Consider the following 14,287-nt stretch of genomic DNA (forward strand, 5'->3'; position numbering starts at 1 on the left):
TGCTGAGCCGCTGGCTCCCATCTAATCTTGGTTTTTCTAAGTAATAGGTGGTGACAAGGTCGATTAAGTTCGCCGTCGTGGAAGGTCAATAATAATCCCCAAGGGATTCAAAGAGGTAGTGATATCGTGCGTCCATTTTTCTCGGTGGCGTCCACAAAGGTAAGAGATTCATTTCCAGGCATTTCATTTGGACGTCTGGGTTTGGCAAATGTAGCTAGGGTTCCAATCGCAATGGCCCCCCTTGCGTTGGTAATTTCAGAGGGTAAAACTAAGAGTGCCTTGGCAATGGGTTCGTTCATGGTTTCAGCCTTCACCATTGGCGAGATCTTTCTTTCGTCTCGACTGGCTAAGTTGGGTGATTCTATCGATCCAAATTCGGCTCTGATACGACTGCTTTTTCCTTTAATTTTTATATGGGGATTATTTGGAGTTCTCTCATCCCATGTTTCAAACCCGATTGTATTTGGCGTTCTTGCACTATCTTCCCTTTTGATTGGCGGAATCGGAGCAGGTTTATTTGGTATCTCTCGAAATATTGTTTTGGATGGACCAAAGGTGCTCAAAGGCAGTGCTAAATCTCGTGACCGCCTGATTTCTCTAGATACGTCGCTAATGGAGGTCTTTTTCTTGGTCTCGCCAATAGTCGTCTCGTTTGCCGTTGTTCTCGGCGGTTCGGCCTTTGGCGCTATAGTCACTTCTTTTGTGAGCCTGGGTGGTCTTGGAGTTGCCTTCTATTTCAAGAGAAGCGGCCGTATTGAGACCAAAAACCAAAATTCGAACGCTGATTCAACGGTTTTAAGGGGTAGCCATCCTTTTGAAGGCGGCTCGCTGAAGCTCAAGAGTAAGGGTGAAAGCGTTTGGTTTTCCAAGTCTCGCCTGTGGATCTTTTTAGCTTCAGCGGGAGAGGGAGTTGCCGAAGGTGGGCTCATCATCGCCATACCCTCCATTTTGCTGGAGAATCATCAAAGTGTTGGATTTGCCGGAGTGGCCATTGCGATGATTTCACTTGGCAGCATTACCGGTGGAACGGTTGCAACTGCCTTTTCTCATTCGTTATCGCGTATTGATATTCGAGTCCGACTGGCCCTGTTTCTCTTGGGTCTTTCTGGTGGGGTAGTGGTTTTGACGACCCTGCACAGCCTTTTGTCGATTCTTATTGCTACGTTTATTGCTGGGCTTTTTGTAGCTCCTATAAACACTGCTCGTGCATTGGCTATTGGTGCGACTGTCTCAGAGGGGCAAAACGCCGAGGCGTTTGGGGCTCTATATGGCTCCTATTCGATTGGCTTTGCGCTTATAGGCCTCATATTGGGGATCTTTGGAACATCAGTGCCGGCGGCATCACTACTTGGTGCGACAGCATTCCTATCACTTTTGATCGCCCTATACCTTATGCTTACTCGTCGCAGCAACTTTAGTGGGCTGTCACGGACTACTCCTACCGGATCTGCGATTGTAACGAATTAGAGTCCCCCTCTCTTTTGATATCCTTGGGTAAAGAACGTCTTTTTGGCGTTCTTTACCTTGATTTTCTTCTAGTGCAAAAGCGCCATATGCAAAAGGTCCCAATTGACCCTGTGGCTGCTGTAAAAGAAGGAATATACCCTTTATCTAGATCCGTGCGCTTTTTTGGAGAAGGTAGATTTAGCCGAATATCCTATAAAAGCTCCGGTAGAGATAGAGGGCAATCCTTGGATTGGAGAAGGCGAGATTTAGGTTTGCTAGATAAATGTCACAGGAGGGGACTCGAGAAGCCAGGCTCGTAGTTGGAACTGAAGACGAATCAAGTTTGGTGACACTCTGGTATCGTCGGCCTTTTTTGTCGGACCTGTCTCCTTTTGTAAGAAGTTGATCGATCTGTTTTGACAAATTACAAGTTCGATTTCATTTGGACTTGTAGATTTGCTTTAATCTTTTTCACGGCCTGGCAGAGCTTTTCAGCTGTGTCCTTCAGTGTTCATCGGCAGTGGAATACTTTAAGTAGTTGCCTAGTTGCAGGGTGACCTAGAATTGATCTGGGTGTGACCATAGGAAATGGTCAAGCGGCCCTGCTCCTGAGCCAAGTGCCCAGGACGATCCCCCCATGATTGCCTTGGTTGTGTAGATCTTTGCGTTTCTTATGGCTTGGTCTATGGGTTGACCGCAGGCAATTTGGGCTGCCAAAGCAGCAGAAAAGGTGCATCCCGTTCCATGGGTATTTGGGGTGGCGATTCGATTGGTCCGGAGGTTTGATACATTTTGTCCATCGAAGAAGATATCGATCGATTCATCGCCTTCTAGGTGTCCACCTTTTATGTAAACGTATTTGGGGCCAAAGCGATGAATTAGTTGTGCGGCTCGTACCATTTCAGATTGGTTTGTTATCTCGATTTCACTGAGAAGTTCGGCCTCTGGAATGTTAGGAGTGACTACATAAGCATATGGAAGCAGAAATTCGCGATAGCCGCTGACGATCGACTGCGGACTCAGAATGTCTCCAGATGTGGCGATCATAACCGGATCTACGATTAATTTTGGTAAAGTCCCCCTGCGAGCAAAGTCTGCAACAATCTCAAGCAACTCGATAGATCCCAGCATCCCAGTCTTGGATCCTCGTATGAAAAAATCTGAGGTAACCGCATCGATCTGGGCGTAGAGACTGAGTGGGCTCATTAGATCGATCGCAAGGACCCCTTTGGTATTTTGAGCCGTGACTGCCGTGATGGCCGAAGTTCCATAGGCACCGTTGGCAGCAAAGGCCTTGAGGTCGGCTTGGATTCCAGCACCGCCGCCGGAATCCGAGCCTGCGATGGTGAGAGCCACTGGAGGTGTTCTAGTTCCTGGATACATAGAGTTGACAACCTTGTTAGTGCGAATCGCTACGCTATTTTCTTTCTTAGCAAATATTAAGAATAAGTCAAAATCACACCAAACGTGTCCTTTAGACCTACTTTAAGTGAGAATTACTACTTTCCCATTTGATTATCAGGTTTATTGGGCGATCATTCCTTCGGTTGGTGAACTAGCAAGTGCTTGATCGCGTTTGGGTATTCGCCCACTTATTCTTGTTAAGTATCCAGCCTCAAGCGCCAGCGCGAGAGACTTCGCCATCAATTCTGGGTATTGGGCACGATTGATCGCTGATGCGACCAACACGCCATCGCAGCCAAGTTCCATTGCTTGACTGACGTCTGATGCCCCACCTACGCCTGCATCTAAGATGACTGGAACGTTTGAGTGGTTCGTGATCGACTCTATGTTGTAGGGATTTAGTATTCCAAGGCCCGATCCGATGGGCGATCCCAGAGGCATAACTGCTGCCGCCCCTGCGAGTTCTAGTCTTCGGGCCAAGATCGGGTCGTCGCTGCAATAAGCCATAACTAGAAAGCCTTCATTGGCGAGGCTCTCAGTGGCTCGTAGAGTTTCTATTGGATCAGGAAGCAAGGTGGCATCGTCGGCGATCACTTCGATCTTTATGAACTTCGTCCCTAGCACCTCAGATGCCAACTTTGCGGTTAATATTGCCTCTTTGTGGCTATAGCAGCCCGCAGTATTGGGCAGGATTTTCAAGTTCAGCTCACCTAGGAGCTTGTAAAGTCCCATTGAACTGGTCGGCTCGAATCGTCGAATTGCTACGGTCGTTAGAGATGTTTTAGAGGCAATCAATGCTGCCTTTAGTGCGCTGAGCGAAGTCATGCCTCCACTGCCGGTTATGAGACGCGAAGAGACCTCTTCGCCACCGATGACTAGCGGGGGATAGGGAGTGACTGGTTCGGTCGCGTTTGCTTGTGCGGTAGTTGTCATTTGAATATCTTTTCGCAGTGGTCTTTCGATTTGGTCCCGTATGTTCTTAGTTTTAATATGTCTTTAGTCGTGCCAGATCAAAACCGCCAAGACGAGTACATTTCTACGGGTTTTATGCTTGGTATCCTAGTACTTGGAGGAGTCAAATCTCCTTTCGAATTTATGGGAATCGAGGCAGATAACTACTATTGAATGTCATAGATGATATTATCCACCTGCAACAATCGATACTATCTCAATTTCTTCGCCACCTGTAATTATTCGCATGGTCCACTGGCTTTTATGTATGATTTCTTGGTTGATTGCGATTGCTACCCCTATTGTTGGAATGGTTAGTTCGTCCAATAGCGCTGCCAAACTTATTGATTCATTGATCGATAAAGCCTTGCCATTGATGGTTATATCGATGTCTTTTCGAAGGTTCAATTAATTGCTCTTTCAAATTAGATCATAAAGACCGTCTCTGTATGGACCTCTATGGATTGCCCTAGGCCATTAGTTGATTAAGGTTGGCCCCAAGCGACAGGTAGGGGCGATCTCGGTTTGTTTTATTACCAGAGGTATGGCGTGGTCTTGTTTGACTTTCTACCGTGTCTTTTTTGTTTTTCATTCTTCTACCCAATTTCTATCCTTATAATTTGCGACTGCTTACCTAAGGCGATTTGGAGTAAATAGTCCTAGTTCGATAGAGGTTGTAGGCCCAGAGATCATCTCGGCAATTCCCCTGCCAATTATTGAAGAGAGCAGGATTCCATGGCGGAAGCTACCAAGTGCGCAGAAAAGATCTTGTTCGACCTGACCCAAAATTGGAAAGTTGTCGTTAGTGGCTGGCCGAAAGCCGACGTTGATCTCGGCGATCTCCATCTCTCCCAATGCAGGTATTACTCTCAGAGCGTCACGAAGTAGTTCATAGGTGGATCGCACCTTTGTGCTAGCGTCAAATCCCTTTTCCTCTTGCGTGGCACCGATAACAATCTCCCCGTCCAGGCGAGGAACGATATAGCCCGATCTGCCCTCTACCAAGTAGCGAACAATTCGCTCTGGAGCAGGTGTGAATTTGTTTGTCCTTATTCGTATTACTTCTCCGCGTACTGGCCTGAGCGAGTCGTAGATAAAGTCGGGAACACCCTTGATGGCATCCTTGGTTACGCCAAATGCAAGAACGATTTTGTCGGCTTTGATGCAAGTCTCGTCTTCAAGGGAGATTTCGAAGGAGTCCCCAATTCGATTTATCTGTGTCGCGTCGTGCGTTACGAAGTCAACGCCTAGGCGCTTGGAAGCTTCAATTAGGGCGATGTGTGCTTTTCTGTTGTCAACTTGGTTGTCAATCTCAGTAAAGATACCACCAGAAATCATGGGTGAAAGGGTTGGTTCTATCGAATCGAGTTCGCTCTTAGAAAGGTAGGTGCAGGCAAGTCCGAGTCTGTCGTAAAAACTTTTTGCACGGTTGATCTCGACTGTGTCATTTGGGGTAGCTCCAATCAGTAGTGATCCAGTGTTTCGCAGACCCACGTCCAGACCGAAGTCATCTCTTAGCTTCTCGGCGAGTTCCCCCCAGTATCGTGCAGCTCCAAGCATCGTATCTAAGAGGCGTTCTTCTCCATAGACGGCTTCTGCGACGGGTGCTAACATCCCAGCGGCGACCCTGGTGGCACCCCTGGCCACATCTGCGTCCAGTACGGAGATGTTGAGTGATTTTGTCGACGCCAAGTGGTAGGCGATAGACGCCCCGGTAATCCCGCCGCCAATAATTGCTATTTTTTGATCTTTGCTCACTTAGGACATCTTAGGTCGTTGAATTGGGTGGTCAAAATAATGTGATAAGTGATTTCCTCTAAGGCCGATACCTTGCCTACTATCAACCTTAGGTTTTGAGTCGGCTTTGACTAACTTCATATGCTGGGTTGGATGATTTGAAGTTACGAAAGGTATTGAGGCCAAGTGGAGGTTCGAATTCTGGTCTCTCCTTAAGTGATCACTTCTATAGATGCCATATCTTTGCTTCATCAATGTTTCAGCTTGATATATTCGACTAGCTTAAATTCTTACACCTATCAAGTTGAGATAGTTCAAAATAAGCGTGCATTGCTTTGCAATTTGGATAAGAATTAAGTAGCTGGGCTTTTGGCGCCTAGATTGCCCAGCGTTTACTTTAGTCGCTTGAATTTAGCAGTTAAAGATTGAGCTGCCCTTGTAGTTAGAGTACATGGGCTGGCTATCGAACGAGTGGGAGAAAATAACTTGAAATCTACTATGCAGGAATCAAAGCTTTCTGTCCCGTTTATCTTTCGCCATGGAGAGATGCTTTATGGGAATTCGAAGATCCTCAACTTCGATGGAGAGAATGTCGTTGAATTTACCTATACTCAGGTGGCCAAGAGGGCGCACGCTCTTTCAGGTGCGCTTCGTGACCTCGGCGTGGGCAAAGACGACAGAGTAGCCACTTTTTGCTTTAACCACAATCAGCACCTTGAGGCTTACCTTGCGATTCCTTCTATGGGTGCTATTTTGCACACCTTAAACGTGCGCCTTTTTGCAGACCAATTGGAATTTATTGTGGACGATGCCCAAGATAAGGTCATTATCGCGGATGGGATTGTCTTGGGACTTTTGTTGAGAGTCTTAGGTCGCTCAACCTGTGTTCGAGACGTCATCATAGTTGGTGGCTACGACCACAGCGCGATAGAGGCTTTCGGCAATACTTCAAATATTCAATTTCACGAATACGAGGCGTTGATTGCAAACGGTGTCGACGTGGGTCACTTTGTCGAGCCTGACGACGAGAACGACGCTGCCGCGATGTGCTATACCAGTGGAACAACTGGAAAGCCTAAAGGCGTTGTTTATTCTCATCGCTCAACTTGGTTGCATTCAATTGCAGCATCATCGTCCGCCTCGCTTGGCCTCTCTACCATGGATCGATGTCTTGTGATAGTGCCAATGTTTCATGCAAATGCTTGGGGAATACCCTATGCTGCGTGGATGGTCGGTGCCGACATGATTATGCCAGGGAGATTTCTTCAGGCTGCCCCGTTGGCTAGGATGATTAGCGAACTCGCTCCAACTGTGGCCTCTGGGGTGCCGGTGATATGGAATGATCTATTGCATTACGCAAAAGACAACGAGGTGGATTTCTCATCTGTGAGGATTCTATCGGCTGGTGGCTCTTCGGTTCCTCGTTCATTGATCGAGGGCTTCAGGGATCGATATAATATCTCACTCGTCCAGGGCTGGGGGATGACTGAGACATCGCCTCTTTGCACCCTAGCCATTCCGCCAGTCGGAACCGATCCAGAACGTGCTATCGAATATCAGGTAACAGCTGGCCGCCCGGTAGCGGGGGTTGAGATCAGAATTGTTGATGCCGAAGGCATTGTTGCTCCTAATGATGGTACGACGTTAGGCGAGATTCAAGTTAGCGGCCCCTGGATAGCAAGTAGCTATTACAAGGGTGTCAATCCCGAGAGCTTTGATGGGGGATGGTTGAAGACCGGAGATATGGGCACTATTGACGCGCAGGGGTACCTTCGAATTACCGATCGCACTAAGGACGTGATTAAATCTGGCGGAGAGTGGATCTCGTCGGTTGAGCTAGAGAATGCCATTATGTCACATCCATTGGTTTATGAGGCCGCCGTGATTGGTGTACCAGATTCCAAATGGGATGAAAGGCCGCTGGCTTGTGTAGTTGTGGCCCCGGGAAGTGAACTCAGTGCAACAGAGCTTTCAAACTATATCTTAAAGATGGTGGCAAAGTGGTGGCTACCTGAACGGTGGAGCTTCGTGGATGAGATTCCAAAGACGTCAGTTGGCAAGTTCGACAAGAAAGTTCTGCGTAATCTCTATTCACAGGAGAAACTTGCGATAGAGACGATCTAGGCGAGAGTTTCATTCGAGAAGTTGATAGGTGAAGTGGACTCTGGCAATTTTACGGCCATGGCGACATTGCGACAGACAGACTTGTTGCTAAGACTAAGTTTTAAGGCGTGACTAGCATTAAAGATGATATCGACCAGAAGTTTCGCCAGGTAGCCATTCCCTATCTGGAAAAGTACATAGCCATCAAGTCTCTTTCTCCGGCATTTGATCCGCACTGGGAAGAATCTGGAGAGATTGCAAGAGCGCTCGAGTTGTTCAGCGCATTCGTTGGGCAGCTCGAGATACCTGGTTGCGTGGCTTGGGTCTCGCAGATCAAAGGTCGGACACCTGCTTTAGTGATCGAAGTTCCACCTTCATCTCCTGAGATTGTGGCTCCTGGTGTCCTTTTGTATGGTCATCTTGACAAACAGCCCGCTAGCGGCCCCTGGATGGAGGGAACCGACCCCTTCGAACCCCATATGCGAGGAGACTTACTGTATGGGCGAGGCGTGGTCGACGACGGTTATTCGATCTTTGCTGCCCTTTTGGCGATTGATGCTCTTGCGCGTCGGGGGCTACCGTATCCACGGTCTGTTGTGATAATTGAGGCAAGCGAGGAGAGCGGCAGTCCGGATCTTTCTGCTCATCTTGATCGCGCCAAGGAAGTGCTGGGCGAGATTGGTTTGGTGGTATGCCTCGATGCGGGTGGCCTGGACTTTGAAAGAGTTTGGGTGACTACCTCGCTTAGAGGGAATTTAGTCATAAGGGTAAATGTCAAAGTTCTAGAGCACGGCGTACATTCGGGTGAAGCTGGCGGCGTGGTGCCATCGTCCTTTCGGATACTTAGACAGCTGTTGTCTAGAATAGAAGACGAGAGAACGGGTGAACTGATACCCCAACTCCTTCGTCCTGAGATTCCGCAGTTTTTCATTGATGGCGCGAACGCGTTAGATAGTCAACTTCGTGATCCGCTGGCACGGGCTTTTCCTATTGTCGATGGTCTAGCTTTGGATGGCGACGGCGCGCAGCGAATTTTAGCTCAGACATGGAAATCGTCTCTCTCGGCTATCGGAATTTCTGGAATTCCCGATGTCGATGAAGGCGGAAATGTATTACGGGCCAATACCCAACTTAAGATCTCACTTAGAATTCCTCCATCGGTGGATCCCCTCGCCGCACAGGATGCGATCGTCGAACTCCTCTCGAACGACCCTCCCTATGGGGCTCTCGTTGAGATAGAGTGCGAGGAGCCCGCCGCAGGATGGGTTGCCAATATTCCTGCGCCCTGGTTGATGGATGCGCTCTCACGTGGATCCCAGGATGCCTTTGGAAAAGATCCTGGATTTTGCGGTGAAGGTGGCAGCATCCCATTTTTAGCAATGCTCGGCGAAAGGTTTCCAACTGCGCAATTTGTAGCAACGGGTGCGCTTGGGCCTGGTTCTAATGCACATGGGCCAAACGAATCCCTCAACATTGCTTTTGCCTCTGGAATATGCACTGTGGTCGGCCACCTTCTTATTGCCGCTAGTTTATGTGAATGAATTAGGGTAGCAATTTTTCGGTAGATTGGTTACTTGACCCAAGGATGGCAATTTCTTAAATGAACATCACTATTGTGGCACAATTTTGCAAATTTAATGGCTTGATTGAAGTGCCAATGGTCGGCTAATTTACCCGTTAACTGCATGATTGAAATTATTCAAAGGGTATATTCACTTATTTGCCTTCCATAATTTTATCTTTAACGTGAGGTAATCTATTTTTTATATTCTTGTGCTACAGCTAAGGATAATGAAATAAGGTGTTTCGCTATTGGCACATTTAATATCTAAATATGCCTGATTGATCTGTTCATAAAATTGGTAATTATTGCACTATATGACAACTTCACGAAGGTCGTGGTCGATAGGGACCGCCAGAGGTGTCTTGGAATGGTCTTTGACATGTTGCCTACATCGTTTAGCTTGTCTGGTTTTTAAGACCATTAGTCTGCGACATAAGAGTAATGACCTCAATAACTAGTTGACTTATCACTTGCCTGAAATGAAATGCGCAAAAAGCGATTGAGTTGAAATGGTGGTGATTAAACCACCGGATTAAATTCGATATCTTTCTCATTTATCTCAAGTTATTACTAGTAATTTTTTTTTGCGTGATGGTCATACCGTGATAATACCGATGTAGTGAGACCTGTTGGTTTCTAATTCGAATAGAGCAGTAATACTCTATTCAATACGTGATTTAGATAGGTGAATTTAGCAACTGGGATGATCTAGTTTTAAACGAGCCAGAGTTCAAGATAGATTGATATGGTGTCGATTAAGAATCGTAGAGCAATCTCAAATGTTTATCTGCAAAGCGGCGGTTGGGATGTTTGGATGCGACTTGGCCGATGGGGTTCATTTCCAATAAATAAAAAAGGTGGCCGATCTTGGATATCAAGCTCGCTGAAAGTAGTGCACCGGTGGCCGGGTTTGGTAGCTTTGAAGATGCCTCACGATCACTTCTAACATATCTGCAGCAAAAGGTAGGGTTAGACCTCTGGATGGTGACTCGTACCGTTGATCCGTATTGGACGATCTTGGAGGTAGCAGGGTCAAAATTCGGGATTCAGGCAGGGGCGGTTCTTTCCTGGAGCGATTCGATCTGCTCAAGAATGATAGCCGGGCTAGGGCCTAATATCGTGCCCTGTCTAGAAGACGTTCGTCAATACATGGAAGCGGCAGTAGCTTTGACCCATGGCCTTGGCGCCTACGTAGGGGTTCCGATAACCTATTCGGACGGTTCTCTTTTTGGTACGCTGTGCGGCATCTCCACCCAGAAGATGGATGAGGCGATTTTACAGTATCGAGATGAAATCCATTTGATGGCTCGCTTGCTATCAACGGTTTTGGCCTTTGAACTAGAGCGAGATTGTCTTGAGCGTTCGATTGACGCTTTTGAAGATGATCTGAGGTCAAAGAGAAGAAATGGAGCCCTTGGCGTAGGGGACTTTTTTGGTGCGCTCAGGCGCGAAGGTGAACGTGGAAGGCGATTATTCACACCTGTGCTTGTCGGAGTGATTGATCTAGTCTTAGAGCCGGGTAAAACCCCAAGTAGCGACTATGACGTTGTGACCCACAAACTCTCGTTTTCCATAAGAACTAACAGGTTGGCCCGCGGCACAATAGGGAAACTGTCCCAGGGTGAGTATGGTTTTTTCGTCTGTGAGCTTTTTGGTAACTCAGCGATTCAATATTTGGCGATGCTGGAGAATATGTTAGGGGATCTGGGCGTCAAGGCAACGGTTCGCAGTGAACAGATGCCGGCAGGATCGGATCTTCCTCGTTACTTCGAAGAGTTTTTAGGGCGAGGTATTTAAAGCTATAGCCATAACTGTCTATCACTATCTCGCTGGAATCCCTCTCGTCAATCTCAGAACAAAGCCAATCCGCGCTAGGATTCCCAGATCTGAATGCGATGACGGGGTTCACGTGTCGCCTACTTGCCGCGGTTTGTATGGATGCTTACGCCGTGAGATCGATAACTTAGGAGCTAACGTTCGTCCAAAGTCGGCCCGTCGCTTTTTGTGATCGGGTGAAGGCCAATTTGCTCTTCCTCTTTTGGGCTTGGATTGATTGGCCTGTGATTTAGCCTGTGATTTAGCCTGTGACGAGTGCTATCAGCTTGAGTGGCAGACTCATCGATTCGATCGAATTGAAGCTTTGGCATTTTGGTGTTACCTGTCTTTAATCTTTAGGATGTAAGTTCTTTCTTTGTCATGAATGCGCAGGGCCAAGAAAATAGCAAGTGGTTATTTGCTGACCTTAAATCGGTGAGTAAAAGTCTGCGTGTTACCTTAGTCGTAACGACGATATTTTTTCTCTCATTGGGCTTGGTCCGCGTGTCACAGCTAATTAGGGGTGCCCCGGTAGTCCCTAACGCGGTAGTTTCTCCGACGAAGTTGCAGAAAATTGCTGGCTTTGGGGCATCTGGTGCATGGTGGTCTGGTCCTGTGTATTCGATGCCCAAGTCAAGCCGTCTCGAAGTCGGAAAGTTGCTTTTTTCATCCAAGGGGCTCCAGATGAGCCAATTTCGATACAATGTGGGTGGCGGAGGCGTCGGGGTCACAACGTCTTGGAAGGCCCCGCCGACTTTTTTGAATGCAAATGGAAGTTATAACTTCAACAACGACCCAGCGGGAACCTATTTTCTCAAGATGGCCAAGGCTTATCATGTTCAGGATTTAGTTGCTTTTGTCAATTCGGCCCCACCAATCTTTACCTCTAACCATCTGAGTTGTCGGGGATTTTTGTCGTTCCGGCAGGTTGCTCCCTACGCAAGATATTTGACCCACGTCGTGGTAGGCCTAAAGAAACACTTGGGGATAGACGTTAGCTATCTCTCTCCGATGAACGAACCTGACTTTTCGATGGCGCCGTGCAAGCAAGAGGGGATGAGGGTCCCTGTGCCTGTTCGGGCTCTGCTTGTGAGCACTTTGGGAAAGGATCTAGCCAAGTCGGCACCTTGGTGTCATATAATAGCAGATGAGTCATCTCAAATAGCGTTCCAGCTTATTCCTGAGGTGTCCCACTGGGTTCATCATCTCAATGCAATTAAGTACATAGCCGCCTTCGCACACCATAGCTATGATTATCCAGGCCCTCAGGTCCTAAGCGATATGAAGAGTGTCTTTGCTCGTTTGGGACTCAACTCCTGGATGACGGAGATCTGCTGTTTCAACGGAAAGCGTTTTGGCTATCAATACGATCCAACCATGGTCTCTGGTATGTGGCTCGCTAAATCCATCTTTAACGATCTTTTTTATGGTGGGGATTCGGCCTTTGATTGGTGGACTGCGCTTTCGCCTAATATTGGCTGCCAGCCCAATCTCTCAAGCGGATGCGCCTCTAACGTCAACATTCTCGGTAGGAATGACGGCCTCGTCTATTACGACATTAACTATCCAAATGACCACAACTATAAGTTCTATTTGACTAAACGGTATTATGTTTTTGGTAACTTTTCTAAGTTCATGCCCATCGGATCGGTTCTACATGGCGTAGTTGGTCTGCCCAATGGGATTGAGGCAATCGCTAGTCAAAAGCTAGGTAGCTGGTCTGTCGTTCTGATCGACGATCGATCAGTCAATTCCCCTACAGTGAAGATCAAGATTGCCCTGCCAACGCAATTTAGTTCATCAAAGGTAGTCTCTAGCGCTCTCACGAGTGCACGTAGCTCCTGGGCGAAGATTTCAAATGCGTCAATGGCGCAGAATGTTTTGACATTCAACTCTGCGCCACAGAGTGTGAGTTCGGTTATGGTCTCGCCAACGCCGATTCGCTAGCTATCTGTTCCGATAAAGATTCGATAAGGATACCGTCTTAGTCTCTAAGATTTAGCTTTTAGAGGGCTAGTCATTCAGATTTTGGCCGATAGCAAATGCACGATATAGCCGAATCGGTTACGCGTTACTTGTGCCATGAAGGTTTCAACAAGAGGCCAAAGTCCACGAGAGTCAAGATATAGTTGCTATACGAGGTAGATGATTTTATGCAAGACAAAACTAAAGTGCGCAAACGTTTTGGAGTCATCATGGCGGCAGGAGAAGGCACGCGAATGAAGTCGTCGCGTCCCAAGCCGCTAGTTCGTATCTGCGGTAAGCCTATGGTCCTGCATATCTTAGAGGAGATTCTAAAGGCAGGCATAACCGACGTGGTTGTCGTCGTGGGCTTTCGTGCCGATGTTGTAAGGAACTCCATACTAAGGCTGGCTCCCGCCGGAATGCATATAGAGTTCGTCGAACAAAAGGCTCAGCGAGGGACGGGCGACGCTCTGGCAACTGCCATGACAGCCTTGCCAGACCCGATAGCATTTGATATCGACGCGCCACCTATGGTTCTTGTGGTTCCCGGTGATACGCCGTTAATTCGCGCCGAGACCATCGAGGCTATATTTGCTAGTCACGTACGAGATAATTCTGCGCTTAGCGTGAGTTATACCGATCTTCTGGATCCCAGCGGTTACGGAAGGGTGATCTTTGGTAAGGACGAAAAGGTGCTCAGGATCGTTGAGCACAAGGATGCGACAATCCAAGAGCGAGACTGTACTTATGTAAATTCGTCGATCTATGTGGCTAACTTGGATGTGCTTTCTCCGGCGCTGCGTCGGCTGAATCCGTCAAATGTACAAGGCGAGTATTACCTTACTGACGTTGTGGAGATTCTTGCTAAGGCGGGATACCATGTAAGTGGATACGAGATTTCTGACCCAGATGAAGCCTTGGGCGTAAATGATCGCCGTCAACTCGCTAGTGCAGAGGCGAAGATGCGAGAGCGAATCAATGCCTCCTTCATGCTCAAAGGGGTAAACTTGGTGGACCCGAACAGCATCTATATAGATTCCACTGTAGAGATCGGCCAAGATACGACAATTTGGCCAGGTACATTTTTAATTGGTCAAACGACGGTGGGCCGAGGTGCTGAGATTGGTCCCGAGGTACGTATTAGCGACTCGGTGATCCAAGATGGCGCTAAGGTTGTGAGATCGGACCTTGAAGGTTGTCGGGTCGGTGAAGATGCTATTGTTGGACCCTATGCGGTGCTTCGATCAGGTGTAAAGATCGACGATTCGTCAAAAAGTGGATCGTTTGTAGTTTTGGAGTAAA

10 protein-coding genes are annotated in these 14,287 nt (G+C 47.7%); 6 read left to right on the top strand and 4 right to left on the bottom strand.

Annotation, left to right across the window (positions count from 1 at the left end; all coding sequences use genetic code 11):
* Positions 1-126 precede the first annotated feature (126 nt).
* Positions 127-1,467: an MFS transporter gene (locus ACIDITHRIX25_RS000000102300; protein WP_052605173.1), complete on the top strand. Its 1,341-nt coding sequence runs from the start codon at positions 127-129 to the stop codon at positions 1,465-1,467.
* A gap of 537 nt (positions 1,468-2,004) precedes the next feature.
* Here ACIDITHRIX25_RS000000102300 and thiD read toward each other — a convergent pair.
* The 4 genes from thiD to thiO form a co-directional block, all read right to left on the bottom strand.
* Positions 2,005-2,829, bottom strand: coding sequence for a bifunctional hydroxymethylpyrimidine kinase/phosphomethylpyrimidine kinase (gene thiD, locus ACIDITHRIX25_RS000000102305; RefSeq protein ID WP_201732082.1), 825 nt, complete (start codon positions 2,827-2,829; stop codon positions 2,005-2,007).
* Between the two features lie 141 nt (positions 2,830-2,970).
* Positions 2,971-3,783, bottom strand: coding sequence for a thiazole synthase (locus tag ACIDITHRIX25_RS000000102310; protein ID WP_052605171.1), 813 nt, complete (start codon positions 3,781-3,783; stop codon positions 2,971-2,973).
* A 207-nt stretch (positions 3,784-3,990) separates the two neighbouring features.
* Positions 3,991-4,209: a sulfur carrier protein ThiS gene (thiS, locus tag ACIDITHRIX25_RS000000102315; RefSeq protein WP_052605170.1), complete on the bottom strand. Its 219-nt coding sequence runs from the start codon at positions 4,207-4,209 to the stop codon at positions 3,991-3,993.
* Between the two features lie 222 nt (positions 4,210-4,431).
* Complete coding sequence (gene thiO / locus ACIDITHRIX25_RS000000102320) at positions 4,432-5,559, bottom strand: glycine oxidase ThiO (RefSeq protein ID WP_201732083.1); 1,128 nt, start codon at positions 5,557-5,559, stop codon at positions 4,432-4,434.
* 465 nt (positions 5,560-6,024) lie between these two features.
* Here thiO and ACIDITHRIX25_RS000000102325 point away from each other — a divergent pair, with 465 nt between their 5' ends.
* The 5 genes from ACIDITHRIX25_RS000000102325 (at position 6,025) to ACIDITHRIX25_RS000000102345 (ending at position 14,286) form a co-directional block, all read left to right on the top strand.
* The gene (locus ACIDITHRIX25_RS000000102325; RefSeq protein WP_152625916.1) at positions 6,025-7,662 is read left to right on the top strand and encodes a long-chain fatty acid--CoA ligase; all 1,638 of its coding nucleotides are present in this window, start codon (positions 6,025-6,027) and stop codon (positions 7,660-7,662) included.
* 107 nt (positions 7,663-7,769) lie between these two features.
* A complete protein-coding gene (locus ACIDITHRIX25_RS000000102330) occupies positions 7,770-9,182 on the top strand; it encodes a M20/M25/M40 family metallo-hydrolase (RefSeq protein ID WP_201732084.1) in 1,413 nt (470 codons plus the stop codon).
* Positions 9,183-10,072: 890 nt separating this feature from the next.
* Positions 10,073-11,002, top strand: coding sequence for a hypothetical protein (locus ACIDITHRIX25_RS000000102335; protein WP_201732085.1), 930 nt, complete (start codon positions 10,073-10,075; stop codon positions 11,000-11,002).
* A 399-nt stretch (positions 11,003-11,401) separates the two neighbouring features.
* The gene (locus ACIDITHRIX25_RS000000102340) at positions 11,402-12,967 is read left to right on the top strand and encodes a glycoside hydrolase (RefSeq protein WP_201732086.1); all 1,566 of its coding nucleotides are present in this window, start codon (positions 11,402-11,404) and stop codon (positions 12,965-12,967) included.
* Positions 12,968-13,173: 206 nt separating this feature from the next.
* Positions 13,174-14,286 carry a bifunctional UDP-N-acetylglucosamine diphosphorylase/glucosamine-1-phosphate N-acetyltransferase GlmU gene (locus ACIDITHRIX25_RS000000102345; protein ID WP_201732087.1) on the top strand — a complete coding sequence of 371 codons (1,113 nt, stop codon included), beginning with the start codon at positions 13,174-13,176 and terminating at the stop codon, positions 14,284-14,286.
* Position 14,287 lies beyond the last annotated feature (1 nt).

This window comes from Acidithrix sp. C25 (assembly GCF_904848545.2).